Annotated in this window: 22 protein-coding genes and 1 pseudogene; 19 read left to right on the top strand and 4 right to left on the bottom strand. The window is 42.3% G+C overall.

Annotation, left to right across the window (positions count from 1 at the left end; genetic code table 11):
- Nucleotides 1-10: 10 nt before the first annotated feature.
- The 12 genes from nuoG (at nucleotide 11) to MKI79_RS05160 (ending at nucleotide 14,071) form a co-directional block, all read left to right on the top strand.
- Nucleotides 11-2,710, top strand: coding sequence for an NADH-quinone oxidoreductase subunit NuoG (gene nuoG / locus MKI79_RS05215; protein WP_241570989.1), 2,700 nt, complete (start codon nucleotides 11-13; stop codon nucleotides 2,708-2,710).
- Between the two features lie 3 nt (nucleotides 2,711-2,713).
- Nucleotides 2,714-3,718, top strand: a complete 1,005-nt coding sequence (gene nuoH / locus MKI79_RS05210) for an NADH-quinone oxidoreductase subunit NuoH (RefSeq protein ID WP_241570988.1) — start codon at nucleotides 2,714-2,716, stop codon at nucleotides 3,716-3,718.
- Between the two features lie 27 nt (nucleotides 3,719-3,745).
- Nucleotides 3,746-4,300, top strand: a complete 555-nt coding sequence (gene nuoI / locus MKI79_RS05205) for an NADH-quinone oxidoreductase subunit NuoI (RefSeq protein WP_241570987.1) — start codon at nucleotides 3,746-3,748, stop codon at nucleotides 4,298-4,300.
- On the top strand, nucleotides 4,300-4,824 hold the full coding sequence (gene nuoJ, locus MKI79_RS05200; protein ID WP_241571036.1) for an NADH-quinone oxidoreductase subunit J: 525 nt from the start codon (nucleotides 4,300-4,302) through the stop codon (nucleotides 4,822-4,824). Before nuoI ends, nuoJ begins: the two co-directional genes overlap by 1 nt.
- Nucleotides 4,824-5,132 carry an NADH-quinone oxidoreductase subunit NuoK gene (nuoK, locus tag MKI79_RS05195; protein WP_092620345.1) on the top strand — a complete coding sequence of 103 codons (309 nt, stop codon included), beginning with the start codon at nucleotides 4,824-4,826 and terminating at the stop codon, nucleotides 5,130-5,132. Before nuoJ ends, nuoK begins: the two co-directional genes overlap by 1 nt.
- The gene (gene nuoL / locus MKI79_RS05190) at nucleotides 5,129-7,018 is read left to right on the top strand and encodes an NADH-quinone oxidoreductase subunit L (RefSeq protein WP_241570986.1); all 1,890 of its coding nucleotides are present in this window, start codon (nucleotides 5,129-5,131) and stop codon (nucleotides 7,016-7,018) included. Before nuoK ends, nuoL begins: the two co-directional genes overlap by 4 nt.
- 1 nt (nucleotide 7,019) lies before the next feature.
- Nucleotides 7,020-8,624, top strand: a complete 1,605-nt coding sequence (gene nuoM, locus MKI79_RS05185; RefSeq protein WP_241570985.1) for an NADH-quinone oxidoreductase subunit M — start codon at nucleotides 7,020-7,022, stop codon at nucleotides 8,622-8,624.
- Between the two features lies 1 nt (nucleotide 8,625).
- Nucleotides 8,626-10,095, top strand: a complete 1,470-nt coding sequence (gene nuoN, locus MKI79_RS05180) for an NADH-quinone oxidoreductase subunit NuoN (RefSeq protein WP_241570984.1) — start codon at nucleotides 8,626-8,628, stop codon at nucleotides 10,093-10,095.
- 233 nt (nucleotides 10,096-10,328) lie between these two features.
- Nucleotides 10,329-11,366 (top strand): carboxypeptidase regulatory-like domain-containing protein, encoded by a 1,038-nt coding sequence (locus tag MKI79_RS05175; RefSeq protein WP_241570983.1) that lies wholly within the window; start codon nucleotides 10,329-10,331, stop codon nucleotides 11,364-11,366.
- A gap of 154 nt (nucleotides 11,367-11,520) precedes the next feature.
- Nucleotides 11,521-12,465: a sensor domain-containing diguanylate cyclase gene (locus MKI79_RS05170; RefSeq protein ID WP_241570982.1), complete on the top strand. Its 945-nt coding sequence runs from the start codon at nucleotides 11,521-11,523 to the stop codon at nucleotides 12,463-12,465.
- Nucleotides 12,466-12,726: 261 nt separating this feature from the next.
- Nucleotides 12,727-13,362, top strand: coding sequence for a uracil phosphoribosyltransferase (gene upp, locus MKI79_RS05165; RefSeq protein WP_241570981.1), 636 nt, complete (start codon nucleotides 12,727-12,729; stop codon nucleotides 13,360-13,362).
- A 109-nt stretch (nucleotides 13,363-13,471) separates the two neighbouring features.
- Nucleotides 13,472-14,071, top strand: a complete 600-nt coding sequence (locus tag MKI79_RS05160; protein WP_241570980.1) for a cold shock domain-containing protein — start codon at nucleotides 13,472-13,474, stop codon at nucleotides 14,069-14,071.
- Nucleotides 14,072-14,104: 33 nt separating this feature from the next.
- Here MKI79_RS05160 and gigC read toward each other — a convergent pair whose 3' ends face one another.
- Nucleotides 14,105-15,001, bottom strand: a complete 897-nt coding sequence (gigC, locus tag MKI79_RS05155; protein WP_241570979.1) for a LysR family transcriptional regulator GigC — start codon at nucleotides 14,999-15,001, stop codon at nucleotides 14,105-14,107.
- Between the two features lie 126 nt (nucleotides 15,002-15,127).
- On the opposite strand from gigC, the gene MKI79_RS05150 reads away from it, so the two are divergent.
- A complete protein-coding gene (locus MKI79_RS05150; protein WP_241570978.1) occupies nucleotides 15,128-15,889 on the top strand; it encodes a ferredoxin--NADP reductase in 762 nt (253 codons plus the stop codon).
- A 28-nt stretch (nucleotides 15,890-15,917) separates the two neighbouring features.
- Here MKI79_RS05150 and MKI79_RS05145 read toward each other — a convergent pair whose 3' ends face one another.
- Entirely contained in the window at nucleotides 15,918-16,340 is a 423-nt protein-coding gene (locus MKI79_RS05145; RefSeq protein WP_241570977.1) for a hypothetical protein, read from the bottom strand.
- A 249-nt stretch (nucleotides 16,341-16,589) separates the two neighbouring features.
- On the opposite strand from MKI79_RS05145, the gene MKI79_RS05140 reads away from it, so the two are divergent.
- The 3 genes and pseudogenes from MKI79_RS05140 to MKI79_RS05130 all read left to right on the top strand — a co-directional run bounded on the left by MKI79_RS05140 (nucleotide 16,590) and on the right by MKI79_RS05130 (nucleotide 18,876).
- Nucleotides 16,590-16,832 carry a flagellar basal body-associated FliL family protein gene (locus tag MKI79_RS05140; protein WP_241570976.1) on the top strand — a complete coding sequence of 81 codons (243 nt, stop codon included), beginning with the start codon at nucleotides 16,590-16,592 and terminating at the stop codon, nucleotides 16,830-16,832.
- Between the two features lie 111 nt (nucleotides 16,833-16,943).
- A pseudogene (locus MKI79_RS05135) lies at nucleotides 16,944-18,473 on the top strand (mechanosensitive ion channel); the annotation flags it as partial.
- Nucleotides 18,474-18,699: 226 nt separating this feature from the next.
- Nucleotides 18,700-18,876 carry a hypothetical protein gene (locus MKI79_RS05130; RefSeq protein WP_241570975.1) on the top strand — a complete coding sequence of 59 codons (177 nt, stop codon included), beginning with the start codon at nucleotides 18,700-18,702 and terminating at the stop codon, nucleotides 18,874-18,876.
- Between the two features lie 142 nt (nucleotides 18,877-19,018).
- Here MKI79_RS05130 and MKI79_RS05125 read toward each other — a convergent pair whose 3' ends face one another.
- A complete protein-coding gene (locus tag MKI79_RS05125; RefSeq protein WP_241570974.1) occupies nucleotides 19,019-20,266 on the bottom strand; it encodes a BaiN/RdsA family NAD(P)/FAD-dependent oxidoreductase in 1,248 nt (415 codons plus the stop codon).
- Between the two features lie 245 nt (nucleotides 20,267-20,511).
- Between MKI79_RS05125 and MKI79_RS05120 the strand changes: the two genes are divergently transcribed.
- Nucleotides 20,512-20,880 (top strand): DUF4870 family protein, encoded by a 369-nt coding sequence (locus tag MKI79_RS05120; protein ID WP_241570973.1) that lies wholly within the window; start codon nucleotides 20,512-20,514, stop codon nucleotides 20,878-20,880.
- Nucleotides 20,881-20,890: 10 nt separating this feature from the next.
- Here MKI79_RS05120 and MKI79_RS05115 read toward each other — a convergent pair whose 3' ends face one another.
- Complete coding sequence (locus tag MKI79_RS05115) at nucleotides 20,891-21,760, bottom strand: 1-aminocyclopropane-1-carboxylate deaminase/D-cysteine desulfhydrase (protein WP_241570972.1); 870 nt, start codon at nucleotides 21,758-21,760, stop codon at nucleotides 20,891-20,893.
- A gap of 69 nt (nucleotides 21,761-21,829) precedes the next feature.
- On the opposite strand from MKI79_RS05115, the gene pdxA reads away from it, so the two are divergent.
- Both pdxA and rsmA read left to right on the top strand, forming a co-directional pair.
- Nucleotides 21,830-22,843 (top strand): 4-hydroxythreonine-4-phosphate dehydrogenase PdxA, encoded by a 1,014-nt coding sequence (gene pdxA / locus MKI79_RS05110; protein WP_241571035.1) that lies wholly within the window; start codon nucleotides 21,830-21,832, stop codon nucleotides 22,841-22,843.
- A 70-nt stretch (nucleotides 22,844-22,913) separates the two neighbouring features.
- A complete protein-coding gene (rsmA, locus tag MKI79_RS05105; protein ID WP_241570971.1) occupies nucleotides 22,914-23,729 on the top strand; it encodes a 16S rRNA (adenine(1518)-N(6)/adenine(1519)-N(6))-dimethyltransferase RsmA in 816 nt (271 codons plus the stop codon).
- Nucleotides 23,730-23,734 lie beyond the last annotated feature (5 nt).

Raw genomic sequence — 23,734 nt, 5'->3', positions numbered from 1 at the left:
GAATTCGACGATGGCTACTATACATGTCGATGGAAAACAATATGAGGTCAATGGCTCAGAGAACTTGCTGCAAGCATGTTTGTCTTTGGGGATTGATATTCCTTATTTTTGTTGGCATCCATCCTTAGGTTCGGTCGGCTCTTGTCGCCAGTGTGCAGTGACACAATATGCAAATCCAGAAGACACTCGTGGTCGTTTGGTGATGTCGTGTATGACACCAGCTTCAGACAATACCTATATTTCGATTGAAGACAAAGAGGCAGTGGATTTCCGTGCCTCGATTGTAGAATTGTTGATGACCAACCATCCGCACGACTGTCCAGTCTGTGAAGAGGGTGGACATTGTCACCTACAAGATATGACCGTGATGACTGGTCATGATCGTCGTCGTTATCGCTTTACCAAACGTACCCATCACAATCAAGAGCTCGGCTCGTTCATTGCACATGAAATGAACCGTTGTATCGCTTGTTATCGTTGCGTGCGTTATTACAAAGATTATGCAGGCGGTACAGACTTCGGTGTTTATGCTAATGCATCTCGTGTCTATTTTGGTCGTCCAGAATCAGGGACTTTAGAATCTGAATTCTCAGGCAACTTAACTGAAGTTTGTCCAACAGGTGTATTTACCGATAAAACTCATTCTGAACGCTATAACCGCAAATGGGATATGCAGTACGCACCTAGCGTCTGTCATGGATGTTCAAGTGGCTGTAACATCTCACCAGGTGAACGTTATGGTGAAATTCGCCGTGTGGAAAACCGCTTCAATGGCGATGTCAATCAATACTTCTTGTGTGATAAAGGTCGTTTCGGCACAGGTTATGTCAATCGTGCCGATCGTCCACGTCAGCCACAGCTTCGTGCCAATGATAATGTCAGCACTTTAAGCACTGATGATGCCTTAGACCAAGTGATTGCAACCATTAAAGCGAAAAAAGTTTTGGGTATTGGTTCACCACGTGCAAGTTTGGAGTCAAATTTTGCGTTGCGTGAATTGGTGGGTAAAGAAAATTACTCAACTGGTATGAGCCAAAAAACGCAAAGTTTAGTAGAGCTTGCTGCTGATATTATGCAAACACAGGGCATTTATAACCCAAGTATGCGTGAGATCGAAAGCTATGATGCGGTACTGATTTTGGGTGAAGACTTAACCCAAACTGCACCTCGCATGGCATTGTCTGTACGTCAGTCGGCAAAAAATAAAGCCAAACAAATGGCAGCAGAGCGCAAAACGCAAGATTGGCTTGCAGAGCCAGTGCAACGTATTGCACAGCATGCCAAGTCACCAGTGTATATCTTGGCGGCAACACAAACGCGTCTTTCTGATATTGCAGCGGCCGAAGTGGTTGCCTCACCAAATGATATTGCACGTTTAGGTTTTGCGGTGGCAGCAGCGCTACAAGATCAGCCGATCACAGGATTGGATGATGATGCCAAAGCATTCGCTGAAACCATGGCGAACAGCTTAAAAACAGCGAAAAAACCACTCATTATTTCAGGCACGAGCCTACAAGATCCTGCAATCATGGAAGCGGCGGCAAGTGTGGCGCAGGCCTTGGGTGAAAAAGCAGGTTTAAGTTTGACTGTTCCTGAAGTCAACTCAATGGGCTTGGCGCTATTTGGCGGTCAGAGCTTAGAGCAAGCCTTGGCACAAGATTATGATGCCTTGATCATTGTTGAAAATGATTTGTTCCGTCAATTGCCTGAAGCGCAAGTCAAAGCTGCACTGAATAAAGCAGACAGCGTGATCGTACTCGATCATAGCGAAACTGCAACGGTGAAAGCGGCGGATTATGTCTTGTCGGCGGCGAGCTTTGCTGAGGCAGATGGCACAGTGGTTAGCCAAGAAGGGCGTGCACAGCGTTTCTATCAAGTTTATGATCCAAGCTACTACAAGCCTGAATATGTAATTAAGGAATCTTGGCGTTGGTTACATGCCATCGAAACAGGTTTGAAATCAAAAGACATTTCATGGACTGTACTCGATCATGTGGTTGAAAGTGTGGTGAAAAATGTACCGCAACTTGAAGCGATCGCTGATGTTGCACCGAATGCCGACTACCGTATTCATGGTTTGAAAATTGCCCGTGAACCACGTCGCTATTCTGGTCGTACCGCAATGATTGCACCACTGAATGTACATGAGCCAAAGCAACCTGTAGATACCGATTCTGCCTTGACCTTCTCAATGGAAGGTTATGTGGGACCACAAAAGGCATCATCATTGATTCCATTTGCGTGGGCGCCAGGTTGGAACTCGCCACAATCTTGGAACAAATACCAAGATCAAGTCGGTGGTCATCTCAAAGGCGGTGATTCAGGCATTCGTTTGTTCGATCGTTTGGCAAAACGTCCTGCACGAAGCTATGTTGCACCAAATGCTGTTGTTGCCAATCCTGATGCGTTCCGTCTTGTGCCGATGCATCACATTTTCGCCTCGGGCGAATTCACCGTGAAAACGCCTGCAATGCAATCACGCATTCCAGAAGCCATGTTTGCGGTGGGTGAGCACGATGCTGCTCGGATGAATCTACAAGATGGACAACGTATTACCGTGAAAGCAGGTGATAGCATTGTCAATTTACCGATTCAAGTGATTGAATATTTGCCAACAGGTTATATCGGTTATCCAGTTGGACTTGCGCCAACCATTTCTTTGGCAGAACCAGTTGCGGTGTCTGTTGAAGCGCAAGCGGTAGGAGTGTAAATCATGAATGAATCTTTACGCGTTCTACCAAGTTGGGCAGTCGGCTATGAAACAGCTTTCTTGGTGATTCAAGCGATTGTCATCATGCTTGTGGTGGTACTCATGGCAGCGTTGATGTCATTTATCGAGCGTCGTCTGCTCGGTTTATGGCAAGACCGTTACGGTCCAAACCGTGTTGGTCCTTTTGGCATGTTCCAAATCGTTGCCGACATGCTCAAAATCATGTTCAAAGAAGACTGGACACCAAAGTTCGTTGATAAATTGACCTTTCGTCTTGCGCCTGCTGTGGCGATGGCGACTGCTGTTTTATCCTTTATGGTGATTCCTGTGAGCCCATCGCTCGGTGTGGCGGATATGAATATCGGGCTATTGTTCTTTATGGCGATGGCTGGGATTGCAGTCTATGCGGTATTGTTCGGTGGTTGGTCTTCGAATAACAAATATGCATTGCTCGGTGGTCTACGTTCTGCGGCACAAACCATTTCTTATGAAGTGTTTTTGGGTATTTCATTGATGGGTGTGGTGGCGATTGCGGGTTCATTTAACTTGCGTGAAATCGTCGAAGCACAGCGTGATGTCTGGTTCATCATTCCTCAATTCTTAGGTTTTTTGATCTTCGTGGTTGCGGGTGTGGCGGTAACGCATCGTCATCCATTTGACCAACCTGAAGCTGAACAAGAATTAGCAGAAGGTTATCACGTCGAATATGGTGGGATGAAATGGGGGATGTTCTTCGTTGCTGAATACGTCAACATTATTCTTATTTCAGCATTGATCGTGACGCTATTTTTTGGTGGATGGCTTGCGCCGTTTAATCTTGAGATTCCATTTGTGCCACCTGTATTCTGGTTCATTATCAAAACCTTATTCTTTATGATGATGTTTATCTTGGCGCGCGGTTCGTTGATTCGTCCACGTTATGATCAAGTGATGAATTTTGGTTGGAAAGTCTGTTTACCGCTTGCGCTAGTGAACTTATTAGTCACTGGTGCTGTGATTTTATGGTAACTAAGGAGGCAGGGAAAAATGATTAATATGTTAGCTTCCTTAGGGAAAGTCGTCGTCGGTGCAGGAACGATTATTCGTTCATTGTTTATGGTGTTTAGCCATGCCACACGTCCACGTGACACGATTCTTTATCCAGAAGTCAAAGGCGAGGACATTGTACCGCCACGCTATCGTGGTCGTATTGTGCTGACTCGTGATCCTGACGGTGAAGAGCGTTGTGTGGCATGTAACTTATGTGCGGTGGCTTGCCCAGTCGGTTGTATTTCACTACAAAAAGCAGAGAAAGAAGATGGACGTTGGTATCCTGAATTTTTCCGCATCAACTTTTCACGTTGTATTTTCTGTGGGATGTGTGAAGAAGCCTGTCCGACCACTGCGATTCAGTTAACACCAGACTTTGAGCTTGGTGAATATGTACGTCAAGATTTGGTTTACGAAAAAGAAAATCTACTGATCTCTGGGCCAGGTAAATATCCTGATTATAACTTCTACCGTGTAACAGGTATGGCAGTGACAGGTAAAGAAAAAGGACAAGCGCAACGTGAGAGTGCGCCAATCGATGTACGGAGTTTATTACCATGATGTGGCCATTTTATTTGATGGCGTTGGTAGCCATTATTTCGACCATTCGAGTAATTACCAACTCGAATCCTGTCCATGCTTTACTGAGCTTGATTGTGTCTTTACTTGCGGTGGCAGGGATTTTCTTTATCGTCGGTGCGCCATTTGCTGGTGCATTGGAAATCATCGTCTATGCAGGGGCAATCATGGTGTTGTTCGTGTTCGTGGTGATGATGCTTAATCTCGGTGCGCATACAGTTTTTCAAGAAAAATCATGGTTGACTTCAGAAACGTGGGCTTGGCCTGCGGCGATGAGCTTTATCATGGGTATTGTACTTATTTGGATGATTTGTAACGGTAATACTGAAAATCTCCCGTTAATGGGTCAAGAAGTGATTGGTCCTAAAGCGGTTGGTACGGCTTTATTTACCCAATATTTACTCTTGGTAGAAGTCGCAGCGATGTTGTTACTTGCAGCATTAGTTGCAGCGTATCATCTTGGGAAGCGTGTACCAGTTGATGAAGATCAGAAGGAGCAAGGTTAATGGGTCATATTCCTATCGAACACGGACTAATCCTTGCGACCATTTTGTTTGCATTGGGCTTTTGTGGGGTCATGGTTCGTCGCAATTTATTATTCATTCTGATGAGTCTTGAAGTGATGATGAATGCCGCAGCTTTGGCATTTGTCTTGGCAGGAAGTGTTTGGGCACAGCCTGATGGTCAGATCATGTTTATTTTGATTCTGACTTTGGCAGCAGCCGAGGCATGTATCGGACTTGCGATCGTTCTTCAGTTTTATCACCGCTTCCATCACTTGGATGTGGATGCAGCTAGTGAGATGCGCGGATGAGTTATTTATATTTAACAATTCTATTTCCGCTGATTGGTTTTATCTTATTGGCGGCAGGTCGAGATAAGCTTTCTGAAAATGTGGCAGCACTGATCGGTGTTGGTTCAGTTGGTTTATCAGCGTTGGTGGCATTGTTTGCAGGAATCGAATTCGTTCAAGCAGACGGTACCGCCTACAATCAATACTTATGGACATGGTTTAATGTCGGTGATTTTTCAGCGACCTTTGGCTTGCACTTGGACGGCTTATCACTGTTGATGATTGGCATGATTACGGGTGTCGGTTTCCTGATTCACATCTTTGCCTCATGGTATATGCGTGGTGAAGATGGCTATGCACGCTTCTTCTCTTACTTCAACTTGTTCGTAGCGAGCATGTTGGTGTTGGTACTCGGTGATAACTTAGCGTTGCTATTCTTGGGTTGGGAAGGTGTCGGTCTGTGTTCATACCTGTTGATTGGTTTTTATTATTCAAATCCTGCCAATGGCTGGGCGGCGATCAAAGCATTTACCGTAACACGTGTTGGTGATGTGTTTTTATTGATTGCGTTGTTCTTGCTTTATCAACAGTTTGGCACATTAGATACGGTGTATATCGTTGAAAATGCTAAAACCATGTTGACCGATAGCAATATTGCATTTTGGACAGCGTTGATGTTGTTCTTAGGTGCAGCAGGTAAATCGGCACAGATTCCACTACAAACATGGCTTGCTGATGCGATGGCAGGTCCTACACCAGTATCTGCATTGATCCATGCGGCAACGATGGTAACAGCAGGGGTGTATTTGACTTGCCGTACTTATACTGTGTTCCAAATGGCACCTGAGATTTTACAATTTATCTCGATTGTCGGTGCGGTGACTTTATTAGTTGCAGGTTTTGCGGCATTGGTACAAACCGATATCAAACGTATTCTTGCCTACTCAACTATGAGTCAGCTCGGTTATATGTTTATGGCAGTGGGCGCAGAAGCTTATCAAGCAGGTCTGTTCCATATGCTTACCCACGCATTCTTTAAAGCATTATTGTTCTTGTCTTCTGGTGCGGTGATTCTAGCCTATCATCATGAGCAAAACATTTTCAAAATGGGTGGCTTGTTTAAGCGTAATAAATTCTTATTTGCTTGCTTTGCCATCGGTGGTGGTGCATTGGCTGCATTACCATTTATTACGGTCGGCTTCTTCTCTAAAGATGCGATTCTTTGGCAAGTTTGGGCGCATGGTCATACTACGGGTATCGAAACTTACGGCACATTATTCTGGGTTGGTGTTGCAGGTGCATTCTTGACCTCGATTTATACCTTCCGTTTGATTTGGGTGGTGTTCTTCGGTGAAGAGAAAACCCATTATCACGAGATTAAAGGCGTGAGCTATTGGCTACCACTGGCAATCTTAGCAGTACTTTCAACTGCGGTGGGTGCGCTATTACAAACGCCAGTGTTAAATATTTTGACTGAAGCAAATATTCCTGCATTTACCATGACGGCTGATCTTGAGCATTATAAGCACACGATAGAATTGTATGCAGTCGGAATTGCACTGACCGGTTTAGTACTTGGTATTATCCTGTTTGCTTTCGCTTATGGTTCAGTCAAAAAACTGGCAAATACTTCGTTTGGTGCAGGTGTTGCGCACATTTGGCGTAGTGCCTTTGGATTTGATGCCTTGTATGACTTAGTGTTTGTGAAACCATATTTATTGCTTGCACGTATTCTTGGTCGTGATCCTGTCGATGGATTGTGGTTGATGATTCCTGCGGTGGTCAAAGGTGGTCATAAATTTACCAGTTGGCGACAAACAGGGTCTTTACGTGAATATGCGTCAAGTATTGCTTTAGGTGTTGTTGTGTTAGTGATCATCCTAATCGTCAAGCAGGTGGGGTTATAAGATGGAAAACAATTGGATTCTTCCTGCGCTGATATTAGTTCCTTTTATTGCGGGTTTTATTTGTTGGATCATTGCTAAAGCGGGTGCCAATGTCACACGTTGGATCGCATTGATCGGTATGACGATTACTTTAGTCCTATCGCTGATGTTATGGCAACAAGGTAATTTTCAGTTTGAGCCACAAGGTGCAACACCTGATTGGGCTGCTGAGTTTATGGTGCAATGGATTCCAACTTTTGGAATTAGCATTCACTTGGCAGCTGATGGATTGTCGATGCTGATGGTGGCATTGACGGCATTACTGGGAATTCTCGCAGTAGGCTGTTCGTGGTCTGAGATTCAAAAGAACGAAGGTTTCTTCTTCCTAAACTTATTATGGAGTTTAGGCGGTGTCATCGGTGTATTCCTAGCTATTGATATGTTCCTGTTTTTCTTCTTCTGGGAGATGATGTTGGTGCCGATCTACTTCTTGATCGCACTTTGGGGACACAAAGGCTCGAACGGTCGTTCACGTGTTTATGCTGCCACCAAGTTCTTTATCTACACGCAAGTGTCAGGTCTGATCATGTTGGTGGGTATCTTGGCTTTGGTATTGGTTAACTATACCCAACAATTGCAAGTCAGCCCTGAAACAGCGCGCATTACCTTTAACTATATGGAGTTGCTCGGTACGCAGATTCCACATGGTTTGGATTATGCCTTGATGCTGTGTTTCTTCATTGGTTTTGCAGTAAAGCTACCTGTATTCCCATTTCATGGTTGGTTGCCTGATGCACATGCGCAAGCACCAACAGCAGGTTCTGTAGACTTAGCAGGGATTTTAATCAAAACAGCAGCTTATGGTTTGCTCCGTTTTGTGATTCCATTCTTCCCTGAAGCTTCAGCAGAATTTGCCAATATCGCCATTATTTTAGGTTTATTCGGTGTGTTCTACGGCGCAGTATTGGCGTATCAACAAACTGATATGAAGCGTCTTTTGGCATACACATCTATTTCACATATGGGCTTTATTCTCCTTGCAATCTACGCAGGAAATATCGTGAGCTTCCAAGGTGTGATGATCATGATGTTGGCACATGGCTTGTCATCTGCAGCATTGTTCATCATGTGTGGTCAGGTGTACGAGCGTATGCACACTCGTGATATGCGTTTGATGGGTGGTATGCGTGGTCAGTTCCGCTATTTACCATTTTTCTTGATGTTCTTCGTTGCGGCATTGGTGGGTGTACCAGGACTCGGTAACTTTATCGGTGAGTTTTTGATCTTGATGGGCTCATTTGATCGTTACCCTGTGTTTACGATCCTTGCTGCTTCAAGTTTGGTCTTAGCAGGTTTGTACGGTTTGATCTTAATTCATCGTTCTCTATTCGGTGAGCCAAATCCTGAACAAGTCTCACATTATGAAAATCCACTAAAAGATTTATCTGCACGTGAAATCAGTATTTTGATGGTTTGTGTGGTCGGTCTAGTGTGGCTTGGGATGTATCCGCAAACGATCTTGGATGTGTCGAACTCTAGCCTTGAATGGATCGTCAATAGTTATCTACCTCAAGTAAATTCGGTGGTTGAACCGATGACACAGATTCAGCCGATGGAGGTGCAATAACATGAACTTCACATTACAAATTTCGGAGCTCATGCCACTCGCACCTGTATTGATCGTTGCTGTAACAGCGATTATTGCCATGCTTTTGGTGGCGTTGAAACGCAATCATACTTTGGTTGCCACAGTGAGTGTGATCGGTCTAAACCTTGCGGTTGCTTATATTATTTGGCAATTTTGGCAGGGTGTTCAGCCAAGCAATGTGATGGGCTTATTTACAGTTGATCCATTTGCACTGATCTACATGATCATGATTTTGATCGCTGCATTGGCATGTTGTACCTTGTCACATGCGTATATCGACAGCTTTAAAGACAGCAAAGAAGAGCTTTATATTCTTTTGCTCAGTTCGGTCGCTGGTGCGATGTTGATGGTAACGAGTACCCATTATGCATCGTTCTTCATCAGCTTAGAAATGATGTCGATCCCTGTCTATGGCATGTTGGCTTATACTTATCAGCGTTCACAGTCTTTAGAATCAGGTGTGAAATATCTGGTCTTGTCTGCAACGGCTTCTGCGATGATGTTGATGGGCTTTGCTTATCTCTATGCGTATACAGGTGAGATGTCATTCACTGCATCGGCAATGAAAGTCGTGCAAGTCATCAATGAGCCACTGGTGGTAGTTGGTCTTGGACTGATTGTCTTTGGTTCTGCATTTAAGCTATCACTTGCGCCATTTCATAAATGGACTTCTGATGTCTATCAAGGTGCGCCAACGCCAATGGCAACTTTCCTTGCCACTGTGGCAAAAGTCGCAATGCTTGGTTTAGTGCTTCGCTATTTCTTGACCTCAGGGACTTTGGTACTTGATGGTATGATGACTGTGTTGACAGTGATTGCTGTACTTTCAATCCTTGCAGGTAACTTGCTTGCAGTGACGCAAGTCAATATCAAACGTATCTTGGCGTATTCATCAATTGCTCATTTTGGTTATATCTTGATTGCATTGGTGAGTACTGATGTATCAAGTGTCAGCACGATTACCGTCTATATTGCGGTGTATGTGTTGACGACGATTGGTGCATTTGGTGCAGTATCGCTGATGTCGAGCCCATACAATAATTTGGATGAAGCGGAAAGCTTGGCGGACTATCGTGGTCTGTTTTGGCGTCGTCCAGTATTGACGGCGACGTTGACGGTGATGATGTTGTCTTTGGCAGGTATTCCACTTACCGCAGGCTTTATCGCAAAATTCGTTGTGATCTTGGCGGCTGTGGCGGCAACCAACTGGTTCTTAGCAGCGATGATCATCATTGGTAGTGGTATTGGTTTGTACTACTATCTGCGTGTCATGGTGGTGATGTATATGACGGCACCGTCTAAACCACGTATTGATGCACAAGGGCATTGGGGACAAACAGCAGGGGGTATCATGGTACTTGGTGCTGCATTACTGGTATTATTATTTGGTATTTATCCTGAGCCTGTATTAAAATTTGCAGAAATGGCAAAAATCGCAGTTGTTGAATAAACTGATAAATGATGTAAAAAAAACCACAAATTTCGATTTGTGGTTTTTTTATGGGATTGAAATAAGGTATATAACTTAAAAGTTATTAAATAGGTGAAGTATTATTTAATAAAATAAAATATATATTTCAATATCCTCTAAACAGGGGATATGACGATTTCCACTCCTGCATAATAATAAATTTTGAAGCAAGAAATTGCTTTATTAAATGACAATTTTGAAGGGGAAGTAAAATGGCTAAGTTATTTAAAAATAAAGGATTTGTGTTGTCAGCTGTACTGAGTTCTATGTTACTAATTACAGGGTGTGGTGGCGATGATAATGATTCGTCTAATCCATCTGGTGAAGAGCAAAAGCAAAAAGAGACACTTTCAGGTACTGCTGCAACAGGAGCAGCATTAGCTGATGCGAGTATTGAAGTCGTGAATAAAAATGGTCAGACTGCAACAACAACGACTGATCAAAATGGTAAATTCACCATCCAAATTGATACAGGCGCACCATATATGATCAAAGCATCAAAAGGTGAAACAGTACTGTATTCGTATGCGGCAGGTGCAGGCTATGTCAATGTAACTCAGCTTACAACTCAGTCTATACTGGCTGCCAATAAAGCAGCAGAAGATCGTGATTTTGACTCGTTGGCAGATGTTTATGCGAATTGGAAACAGATTGCCGCAGAAACAACGATTGATGAATTTAATGAGATCCTTGAGGAAGCATCAAAAGAAGCGATTGCCAATCTTAAAACAGTCTTTGAAGCAAATGGCTTTAATAGTACAACGGGTTATCCAGACTTATTTGAATATGAGTTTGATGCGAACTCAACTGGTTTCGATGCAATTTTGGATAGCGTGGTCATTACTGGATTGAATTCGGCTTGTAGTGGCGTTGGTTCAACATATACTTGTAATGTGAACTATAGTGTGAATGGTACAAGTTACAACTGGAATTATGACATCAGTACAGATGGTATTAATATTATTATCGATACAGGAAATAATCCAAACCTTCCAAGTGGTGATTACAACCTTAAAGTAACGACATCCGTGATGGGTAGTAGCACATCAGTTACCATCAATAATATTCCAAAACCTGCGAATAAGTCTGAATTTTGTGGATCAGATGAAATGAATGCCCAATTACCAGATGGTTCTGTGAAAATCAATTCTTGTTCATTTGATGGTACAGTGGGCAATATTGATGCAACAGTGAACGCAAATGGCCTTTCATTATCGTATAGTGTGAAATACGAATATACAGCTGCTTAATGTTACTGCTTCTTTGTCAAAAAAGTTTGCTTAAGGGCAGACTTTTTTGTCTTAAGTGACTCTATCTGAAATTTAGAAGAATGAAATTTTAGAGGAGAGTAAGGACTAATAGTCGATCGGATGAAGCAGTTGTGCTGATCTTGGGAGAGTCTTCATGAATATAAAGCCAACTGAACAAGATAACAGTGAAACTTTTTATAAAACTTTAGTAGAATCAACTAAGGCTTTGCCTTGGCAAGTTGACTGGCAAACCATGACTTTTAGTTATGTTGGACCTCAGATTAAAGAAATGTTTGGTTGGAATGTGGAAGACTGGGCGGGCATTAGCGATTGGGCGGAATGTATTCATCCTGATGAAAGAGATAGGGTGGTTGAAAATTGTTTAGAGCAGTCCATGAAAGGGGTAGCTCATGAAGCTGACTATCGAATCTTGGTTAGAGGTGGCGACTATATATGGATACGAGATGTAGTGCATGTGATTTGTAATGAAAAAAATGAACCTATATCTTTAGTTGGGCTAATGTTTGATATTCATGCCCAAAAAAGTGCTGAAGAAGAGTTAATATTATTAAAGCAAGAACTTGAAGTTTTGTCTTATCAAGATTGTTTAACAGGTGTGGCGAATCGCCGATTTTATGATGCTTTTTTAGTCAGAGAGTGGGAGTTGGCGAAAAGGAATTGCTCAGCGATTTCAATGATTATGCTCGATATTGATTTTTTTAAACAATACAATGACTGTTATGGTCATCATGCTGGAGATATTGCTCTACAGGTCATTGCTAATACACTGAAATCATGGGTTCGTGATACAGATTTAGTTGCTAGGATAGGCGGGGAAGAGTTCGTTATTATTATCTTAGGAAGCACTGAGCGAAAAACATTTGAAGTCGCTGAGCGTATTCGCATACAAATTGAAAAGACACCTATTATGCAAAATGGTGGGAAATCATTTTTAACCGCCAGTTTTGGTATGGGTGTAATTTTTCCATATATATCTGAAGATTCTGTAGAAGTTTTTCAACAAAAAGTTGATCGACAATTATACTGTGCAAAGCAAGATGGTCGTAATCAAGTAAAAATGTCAATGTTGACCATGTGAAAATGATCGATCAAGAATTGGTGCTGCAATATTTCCTAGTTTCAGCGTTGAATTCCAAACAGGTTTATGTTCTGCTTTAGGACAAAAGTATAATCTGTATATTTCTAAGCATATTTATCATTTAATCAACAATCATTTTGGCATGGCACCTGAGAAATGCTATTTCGGAACGGTGTTATGAGGTAATCTGTGGCACACAAGAGATCAGAAAATTGCTATCATAAGCACTGTTTGATCGTAGTCCATTTAAGGTAGGCATTCGTGCACATTCAAGAAATCCGTCACCCACTTATTCGTCACAAATTGGGTTTGTTGCGTCGTTCTGACATTAGCACCAAAAACTTTCGTGAGCTTGCGCAGGAAGTTACCATGCTGCTGACCTATGAGGCGACTAAAGACTTACCTGTGGAGGACTTTGAGATTGATGGCTGGGCAGGAAAAGTCACGACGCAACGTATGGTCGGTAAGAAAATTACTATTGTCCCGATTTTACGTGCGGGTATTGGTATGCTTGAGGGTGTATTAAACTTGATCCCAAGTGCCAAAGTGAGTGTGCTTGGTCTTGAGCGTGATGAGGAAACATTAGAAGCACGAACGTATTATAAAAAACTTGTACCTGATGTATGCAATCGTATTGCCATGATTATTGACCCGATGTTAGCAACAGGAAGTTCATTGGTTGCGGCGATTGATGTACTCAAGCAAAGTGGTAGTAAAGATATTCGAGTGATGGTCTTGGTGGCAGCGCCAGAAGGCATCAAACGTGTACAAGATGCGCATCCTGATGTTCGAATTTACACAGCCTCGATTGATGATGGGCTGAATGAACAAGGCTATATCATTCCAGGTCTTGGTGATGCAGGGGATAAGATCTTTGGTTCGGTGCAGAAAGGATAACGATTCGGTGATTTTATAAACTGATTAAAAGTTAGAATCTTATATCAACTTAGAACTATTTCCGCTTCACCATGTTTTTGATGCATGGTGAAGCGCTTTTGAGAACGACATGATTCAATCAGGGAAAATTAAAAATTATCATCAAGCGCGTGGCTTTGGTTTTATTCAAAATGATCAAGGTCAAGACATCTTTTTTCACATCAAAGATTTTCCAAAAGGCGTTCTACCGCAAGTCGGTGAGCGACTGACCTTTGCTATTACTCAGGATAAAAAGTCCAATAAAAACAAAGCAGTGAATATCACTCGGTTGGATTATCCTGATGTACAGCAAGCGTCAGACATGCACCAGCCTGAAAGAATCAATTCTAGACCTCGACAAAGAGCACCTCGAGGAGAACCAACTACCTCACTTTTTACTTGGTTGCTTTCAATAATAGTCGTGATAAGTGGTGGACTATTTGCTTATAACTTTGTGCAAAAATCATTACATCGTCATGACCTAGCAAACCAATCGGTGAATGAAGAAACATTAGCGATTGCCAATATTCAGGCGGATAGCAATCCGCACGGCTTTAAATGCGATGGTCGTGTGCATTGTTCAGAGATGACTTCAAAAGCAGAAGCGAATTGGTTTGTTGCAAATTGTCCCGGCACAAAAATGGATGGCGATGGTGACGGTGATGCCTGTGAACGTGATAGTCGCTGGTAATTTAAGCGGTTTCTAAAATTTGTCAAAGAGACATTAAGCCTTTTTTTTTGCTTGGTTTTCACAAAACTGCATTAAAGCTTTTAAGCCCGGTCCTTGATATTTCTGGCGGTGTACGAGCATAAATAGCGGACGAGTCAATTCCCAAAATGGCGTGTCTAAAATCACCAATTGACCTTTATCTTGGAAAGGTTGAATCGCCAATTTGGATACACATCCCACACCCATACCACCTGCGACGATTTTTAAAATCGCTTCGTTATGTCCAAGTGTCAGGCGAATATTGGCGTTAGGTAAATCTTGCAAAATCGCATGATCAAATACTTCACGAGTACCAGAGCCTTCTTCACGTAGAATCCACTCCACCGCATCGAAATCTTTGATGGTCAAAGCTCGATCGAGTTGTGCAAGTGGGTGGCTAGGCGCACAGCACACCGCAAGTTCGTCATCTTGCCAGTGAATACATTGCAGTTGTGGCAAATGACATGAACCTTCGATGAGTGCTAAATCAAGTTGAAATTGGCTCACGGCTTCGATGATCTGACGGGTATTGCCGACTTGCAGTTGTAGATGTGCATTTGGCTGTTGTAATAAAAAGTTTGCCATCAAATCAGGCACGAGATAATCACTAATGGTTAAGGTCGCACCAAGACGTAAATCAATACCTTGTAGCTCACCTTTTGCCGCTTGTTCAAAGGCTTCACAGCGACCCAAAATTTCTAAAGCTTGTGGTAAGAGGTAACGCCCAAGATCGTTAAGTTGTAGGCGTTTTCCCTGACGATCAAACAGTGGTGAGCCGAGTCCATCTTCCAAATCTGATAATGCCATACTCGCCGCACTTTGTGTCAAACGTACTGCTTCACTGGCTTTGGTGACCGTACCTTCTTGTGCTACAGCTACAAAGACTGCAAGCTGACGAAGTGTCATGCGCATAATCAGATCCTTTCAGGAAAATAGTTCGCATAAATCGTAAAAACAAACTATATGGTCAAACAGGTGAGAACTTCAATCAGTCATGCTAACATGATCGCTCGATAAATAGTATGTCTTGAACCTTGCATGTCCGAAGATAAATTCACTTTAGAAACCGTACTTTCCGTCAAAAGATGGGCAAGTAATCTATTTAGTTTTACCATGACACGACCTGCGCATTTCCGCTTCACAGCAGGGCAGTTTGCTCGGATAGGCATTGATGTCGATGGTGAAATGGTGGTGCGGGCATACTCAGTGGTGTCTTCGCCTTTTGAGGAAACATTAGAGTTCTTTTCGATCGTTGTCCGAGATGGCGCATTTACCTCTCGACTGCAACATTTAAAAGAAGGCGACCAAATTTATTTGGAAAAAACTCCGTATGGATTTTTGACCTTGGCACGTTATCAAGAGCCGTTGCCACAAGACTTGTGGTTACTCGCCACAGGGACAGGGCTTGCGCCATTTATTTCTATGCTCCAAGATTTTGATACATGGAAGAATTATCAACACATCGTATTAGCATATAGTGTCAGAACACCTGAAGAACTTGCTTATGTTGATCAGATTAGCGAGATTCAAAGCATGTTTGCCGAAGAAGGTGCGAGTTTTACCTTCTTGCCAATTGTGACACGTGATCCGCTTGCAAAGTTGAATCAGCGTTTACCCAAATTGATTTTGTCAGGTGAGCTTGAACAAGTTGCGAATTTAAAATTTCATGCCGATCGTAGCCACGTCATGCTTTGTGGTAATCCGCAGATGGTTGAAGATACCAAAGAGGCTTTGAAGTCGATCGGTTTGGTGATGAATCGTCGTGGTGTGGGAAATATTGCGGTGGAAAATTATTGGTAGATTCAAACCATATGATGTAATTTTGAGCTCAATGCACAAACATATCTAAAGATTGACGGATTTCACGCACTGCATCATGGACATCTGTTGAGAGCAAGATTGGGTCAAAAATACTGGCATAATGTTCAAATTGTTCAGCTGTCACAACCAAACGGATTGGGCAATCTTCTTCTTGTAGGCGCCAAGCCAAGAGCATAAACTCCTGATCAACCTCAGGAATAAATGACTGCAAATCAATCACCAAAGCATTAATACAATCAGGGAAAGGCATTACAGAGAATTCTTCGACACGGCGACGGCAATATTCAATGTCATTCCACGACAGTTCGCTGTCAGGTTTGGTTAGCTCAATAATGCCAATCAAATGCTCATCACGACTACGGTGAAGCCAGCAACGATGACTGACATCAGTTGCAAGTGAGAGGCTGATCGGCGTTAAGCGAAAGGACATAAGTCAAAAGCGTCGTAAAAATAAGAAGCAACATTATAAACTGCTCATATATCCACGCAAGTATATTGATAAATGATCAACCAAAAGAATAATAAATGGCGTGCTTAAAATAAAAATGTGTGGAGATTATGTAAATTTGAGGCATAAATTGATCATAAAATGCAGTCACATTGTTATTAAAATTATACATTTAACTTAAAATTAATATGTTAGGGTAAATAATATACAACAACGTTAAGGAATATATTTATGCCATCGCAACATCCTAGCTCTAATCCTGACAATATGAGCACATCTGAAAAGAAAAAACGCACAAAATTTATTACCATCGCTATCGTTGGTTTTTTGATTTTGGTCATTGTCGGCATGTCTATAGGGTTCATTAGTGATCAAGATGAGCCACCTGCTGAGGAAGCAAAAGATCAAACAACAGTGCAAAAACAAGCCCCTGAGCCTGTCATTGTTGACAGTAACAGTGGGGATAGTGAATAAGCTGTAATATTCATTGCACTTTATTTGCGATTTCATGTTGCTTGTCTACACGAGTTAAAATTACGCAAAAGCGTGATTTTTATCACAATAACTTAATTCGGGAGCCATTTTATGAATGACTACTTCGGCGCGGGCGGTGGTGACCGTCTAAACTTTCATTATTTATGGGATCAATTCCATCCAATCCTTGGAGCGATTGCTATTCTGATCGTGGGTTGGATTGTTGCATTGCTGGTCTCAGGCGGTGTAAAAAAATTATTGGGTTCTGCGGGTCTGAACGACAAGCTTAGCCGCTCTACACAACAGTCAACTGATATCGAGAAACTTTTTGCTCGAATTATATTTTGGTTCATTATGATCATTGCGATCGTTGCTGGACTCAATGTGCTGAATCTTCAGTCTGTGAGTGCACCTTTCTCCAATATGATTGGTCAAGTGCTTGCCTTTATTCCGACATTGATTGCAGCGGCAGCTGTTGCTTTGATTGGTTGGTTGTTGGCGACATTGGTACGTGCAGGATTGACACGTGTCTTAGCAAGTACCAATTTGGATGACAAACTGAGCAATGATGTTGGTGTTGCACCAGTCAGTAAGAATATTGCGGATATTGCTTATTGGTTAATCCTGCTTCTGTTTTTACCGATGGTGCTTTCGATATTAGGTCTGACAGGTTTGCTTGCGCCAGTGCAGGTGATGGTGACTGAGGCAATTTCATTTATTCCAAATCTGTTTATCGCAGGGATTATTGTTTTTGCAGGCTATATCTTGGCAAAAATCATTCGTGGGATTGTGGAAGGTTTACTCAGCAGTATTGGACTTCAAGCGCAAGCGGAAAAACTTGGTGTCTTTAAATCGTCGAATCTACCTAAGCTTTTAGGTTCGTTTGTATTCACTATTGTGATGATTACAGCTTTGATCATTGCATTTGATGCACTTGGTGTAGAGGCGATCTCTCAACCTGCGACTGCGATGCTCAATCAAATCATGGCGGCGATTCCGAATATTCTCGGTGCGGCGATTATTTTGATTATTGCTTACGTGGTATCACGTTTTGTCGGTCAATTGGTTGCGGAGATACTTGCTGGAACTGGCGTGGATAATATTCCTGCAAAGCTTGATGTACAGCGTTTCTTAGGTGAGCAAAAAGTATCGAGTTTCGTTGGATTCTTGATTGTATTTTTCACCATGCTGTTTGCAACATCTGAAGCGGCGAATCGACTTGAGTTTACTCAGGTGAGTGAACTGATCAGTATGTTTATCCAGTTCGGTGCGAGCATCTTGCTTGGTGCGGTGATTCTAGTGATTGGTTTTTGGCTTGCAAATACTGTGGCGAATGTCATCCAACGTGGCGAGTATAATAGCTCTCGTTGGTTGGGTAACTTGGTGCGCATCTTGGTCATGGGTCTTGTGATTGCAATGGGACTTCGTGCGATGGGTATTGCAGACTCGATCGTGAATCTCGCGTTTGGTCTAACACTTGGTGGTGTTGCAGTTGCCTTTGCATTGGCATTTGGTCTTGGTGGTCGAGCGCCTGCTGAGCGCCTATTGACTAAGCTACTGGATACAGCTGAATCAGAAGCAAACAAACCAAATCCGCTTGCTCAATCTACAGATTCGGAAGCAAAAGTAGATTTGCCATCGAACGTTGCGGATATAGATTTACATCCTGATACGGATAAATGATCAACTATTCATGTCATAATTTCTTCACAATTTAAACTTTTGTTTAGATTGTATTAAAAGAAGCCACTTAGGTGGCTTTTTTGTTATCTTCATCACACAAAAGGTAAATTGTTAGACAAAATAAGAAAAAGATTTGCATAAAATGATTAGTATAAAATCTGTTCAACAAAAGGAGGTTGATGACATGTTGAAAAATATGAAGCAACCAACAAACTTGAAGTTTATCCCAGCATTTATGATGGGTACTGCAATCTATGTCGTTGGTACGGCGATCAATCTTGTTCGTGACAAGAAAGAATCAGACGAAAGCCAAGACATTGCAATTTCAAAGCGAAAGCCAAATCTAGTACGTCATAGCTAATCGTTATTGACCTTAGATTACTTGAATTTTGAAATTGAAAACTCTCCCAAAGGACATTTTGAAGTTGTTGGTTTTTGGAAGCTATTTTTAATTCAAGCTCTTTTTGATTTAAATAGCACAACATCAAAATACAGCATGGATGCTACACCACAGCACCCGCCACATAAGCAGAAGACCACGCCCACTGAAAATTATAACCGCCTAAATGTCCAGTCACATCGACCACTTCACCTATAAAATATAAGCCTTCGACCAATTTACTTTGCATGGTTTTTGAAGAAACCTCATCAGTATTTACCCCGCCGAGGGTGACTTCAGCAGTACGGTATCCCTCTGTACCAGATGGTTTGACTGCATAGTGATGAATGAGTTCGGCAAGCTGAATAAGTTTTTGATCTGACCAGTGTCCAATGGCGAGTTCGCTCTGTTCAGCCCACATCAGCTTTTGCAATTCAATCACGATGCTTTTTGGGAAGTAGTCATTCAAGATCGTGCGTAAGAGCACTTTGGCTTGTTTTTGCTTTTGGTTAATCAAGATTTGTTTTAAATCATGTTGTGGTAAAAAGTCGATATAGAACGTTTCACCGCTTTGCCAATAATTCGACAGTTGTAAACTGCTTGGACCACTCAGCCCGCGATGGGTAAAAAGAAGTGGCTCGGTAAAGCTTGCTTTGCTGTTTGATAAAGTGCACACAATCGCATTGCCACTGAGTTTTTCTGTGCTTTCTTTAAATTGATCGCTAAAGGTGAAGGGCACAAGTCCTGCACGTGTTGGATAAATCTGATGACCAAATTGTTTGGCGATGTGATAACCGATGCCTGAACCGCCCAAAGTTGGAATGGATAAGCCACCACTTGCAATGACAAGTGAATGACATGAAAAATCACCAACACTACTTTTGACTAAAAAACGCTGAAGATTTACATCATCAGTTTTTGTCGTTTTTTGGACATCAGTGACTTCGGCTAAAGTGCGAATATCGACATGATTAGTTTTGGCGCATTCTTCAAGAAGCAGATTTAGGATGTGTTTTGCACCATCTAATGTAAATAATTTGCCCAAATCACGTTCCTCAAAGGCAATACCATAATCATGCACTAAACCAATAAAATCCCACTGGGTATATTGCGATAGTGCAGATTTGACGAAATGCGGATTGTGGCAGATGTAGTTGTCAGGTTCGATGCTGTAGTTTGTAAAGTTGCACTTTCCACCGCCAGACATGAGGATTTTTTTACCGACTTTATTGGCTTTTTCTAAGACTAAAACTTTGCGACCACGTTTGCCTGCTTGCGCTGCACACATCAATCCTGCTGCACCCGCGCCAATCACGATGACATCATAAAACTGATTATGAGTATGGGTAAAATTTTGAGGATTTGGGTTCATAACGCACAATCAATTACGGTCGGTTGAGAATGGCGTAGTATAAGCTGTATCTAGGGAATATGAATTATAAAAATACGAGTATGGAGATTGAGAAGAAATAAATATTACGGTTTGTTTCTATACTATTTTTTGTGCTAAAAAGTGCATATAGTATTTAGTTCAAAAAGTATTAATACACTAACCTATAATTCTCCTTTAATTTCTAAATCATTCCAAAGAGAGAATTTTTACCAAAAGGAATAAAAATGACTGAGCAAACAAACCATGATTTCAAACAATCGAATTTTAATCAGACTGATCTCAAGCAATACACCACGATTACTTACGGACTGTATATCGCAAGTTTATTGATCGGCTTTACCAGTATTGTTGCGGTCATCATGAACTATCTAAAGCGTGATGAAGCACGAGGCACTTGGCTAGAAAGTCACTTCGATTGGCAGATTAAAACCTTTTGGTATTCGTTAATTGGTGGCGTGATAGGTTTTCTATTACTCATCGTGTTAATTGGATATTTGGTGCTGATGGCTGTCGGGGTTTGGTATATCTACCGTGTGATCAAAGGTATGATTTTATTATTAGACAATAAGCCTATCGGTGATGGTTGGGTTTAATACTTGCCAATCAATGCGGTGGGATGTTGCTGTGTAAGCCACCTGTGTGAATAAATAAAATTCGTGTTGATGCAGTGAAAAGATTTTGCTGTATCAACTGCCACAATTGATAAAAAGCTTTTCCTGTATAGATCGGCTCTAATGGAAGTTGATATTTTTCACTGACATCTTTAACAAAGTTCAGCAACCGCTCATCATATTTGGCATAACCACCGAATGTATCGTCAGGATAAATTTGCCAATTATCTTTAGTTGTCCATTTACGTACTTCATCATTTAAAAAATCACCTTTTAATGCAGAAAATCCAATGACTTTTTGCTGTGGTGTCGATGCGTGAATTAGCCCTGCAATGGTGCCACCTGTTCCCACTGCACAGCAGATCACATCAAAGTTCTCTCGATCAAAGTCCGTCAAAATTTCTGTTGTACCGTTGATTGCTAAATCATTGCTACCGCCTTCGGGGATGATATAGGCATTAGGATAGTGTTGTTGTAATTTGGCTAAAAATTCAGGCGTATGCTTACGGCGATAGTCTTGGCGACTGATAAATTGTAACTGCATGCCGAGCTTGGACGCCGTTGCTAACATTGGATTTAGCACTTGATTTTGTAATTCTTCGCCTCGAATGATGCCAATGCTGTCAAACCCAAAAGCGTGCGCTGCTTGTGCAAGTGCGTATATATGATTGGAATACGCACCGCCAAAACTCAATAATTGCGTATAGCCAAGTTTGCGTGCTTCAAGTAGGTTGTATTTGAGCTTAAAGAATTTATTGCCTGAAATGGTCGGGTGCACTAAATCAAGGCGTTTCACACTGAGTTGGATTTCGCCCAAATCATCAATGTGTTGATTAGGAATTTCTTTGAATTGTTCAAACATAGGAGAAATTCTTTTGCTTTGCTGAAAATCTTGCGACAATGGTACAATTCTATCGTGAATCTATCGGCAATGAATAGCTCAATCGTCAATGTATCTCGTCCGCTTTTCGTCACCAGTGGTGAGCCTGCGGGGATTGGTCCAGATATTTGTTTGGACCTAGCAAGGCGCAAAGGTGTCCGACCGATCGTAGTGCTTGCGGACAAAGATCTCCTAAAACAGCGAGCTCAGAAATTGGGTGTTGCGGTTGAACTGATTGAGTATCAGGGGCAAGATTGTGTTGCAGAGGATGGGCAATTATTCGTACATCATATTCCTGTGAATGTACCTGTCATCGCAGGGCAACTCAATCCGAAAAATGCCGATTATGTGATTCGTCAGCTTGATTTTGCCGCACAAATGGCATTGCAGGGTCAAAGTGCAGGTGTGGTGACTGCACCAGTGCAAAAGTCGGTGATTAATGAATCTGGCATTCCATTTAGTGGTCATACCGAATTTTTCCAAGAGAAAGCGGGTGTCGATCGTGTGGTGATGATGCTTGCAACCAAGTTGCTTCGAGTAGCATTGGTCACGACACATTTGCCACTACGCCAAGTGGCTGATGCCATCACCACAGAACGTCTACAGCAAGTGATTGATATTCTAATTGCCGATTTACAGCGCAAGTTTCATATTGCTAATCCAATAATACTGGTGTGTGGATTGAATCCGCATGCAGGAGAAGGTGGTTATCTTGGCGATGAGGAAATTCGCATCATCAATCCTGTACTCAAACACTATCAGCAAAATGGCGTAAACATCAGCTTAGCCATGCCTGCCGATACTTTATTTAATCCTGAACACTTAAAAAATGCTGATGCGGTGTTGGCGATGTATCACGATCAAGGGCTTCCCGTGCTAAAATCACAAGGTTTTGGTGAAGCGGTCAATATCACTTTAGGCTTGCCGTTTATTCGCACCTCGGTTGATCATGGTACAGCACTCGATTTGGCAGGCACAGGTCGTGCCAGTAGCTCCAGTCTGATGGTTGCGACGGATTTGGCATTGCAAATGGCAAGTGGCGATCAAACGGATGATCACTGCTAGTCAAGGCTTCTCAATCTGATGAGCAGCGCTAAGCACTTTATTTCTTATTTAATTCGAAGTTGGACAAGACATGTATCAAATCAATGCCCTCAATCCCAAGCAAGAAGGGCATCAAGCACGCAAACGCTTTGGGCAAAATTTTTTACATGATCAACGGGTCATTGAAAAAATCGTGCGTGCGGTCAATCCACGCCATGATGATAATGTGGTGGAAATTGGCCCTGGACTCGCTGCACTGACCTCGCCACTGATTGGTGAAGTGGATCGCCTAACTGTGGTGGAGCTGGATCGGGATTTGGCAGCAGGCTTGCCAAGTCGTGTGCCTTATCCAGATCGGTTGAATATCATTGAAGCGGATGCGCTGAAGTTTGATTTTGCGCAATTGGCATTAGATAAACCGCTTCGAGTGGTGGGAAACTTGCCTTATAACATCTCTACGCCATTGTTATTTCATCTCGTTGAACAAGGTGACATCATTCAAGACATGCACTTTATGCTACAAAAAGAAGTGGTCGAGCGCATCACTGCTGCACCGAATAGTAAGACCTATGGTCGTCTTTCTGTCATGTTGCAGTATTATTGTAAGGCGACCTATTTGTTCGAAGTGCCCGCAGGTGCATTTAATCCACCGCCAAAAGTCACCAGTGCTGTATTTCGCCTTGAACCCTATGCAGAGAAACCGATTCAAGCACAGAATGAAGCCAATCTGTCTGCATTGGTGGCGCATGTCTTTACTCAGCGTCGAAAAACCTTACGGAATAGCTTAAAAGGAAAGCTGGATGATGACGGTTTTGTCAAAGCAGGTGTAGATCCGATGGCACGTCCTGAAACATTGAGCTTGGCGCAGTTTGTTGCACTGTCGGATGCGTGTATAGCCTTATTCTAAAATAT

It is taken from the genome of Acinetobacter sedimenti, from assembly GCF_022601685.1.
Lineage (GTDB): Bacteria > Pseudomonadota > Gammaproteobacteria > Pseudomonadales > Moraxellaceae > Acinetobacter > Acinetobacter sedimenti.
Note: the sequence above shows the minus strand (reverse complement) of the source record. Positions and strands in the feature narration are given on the sequence as shown.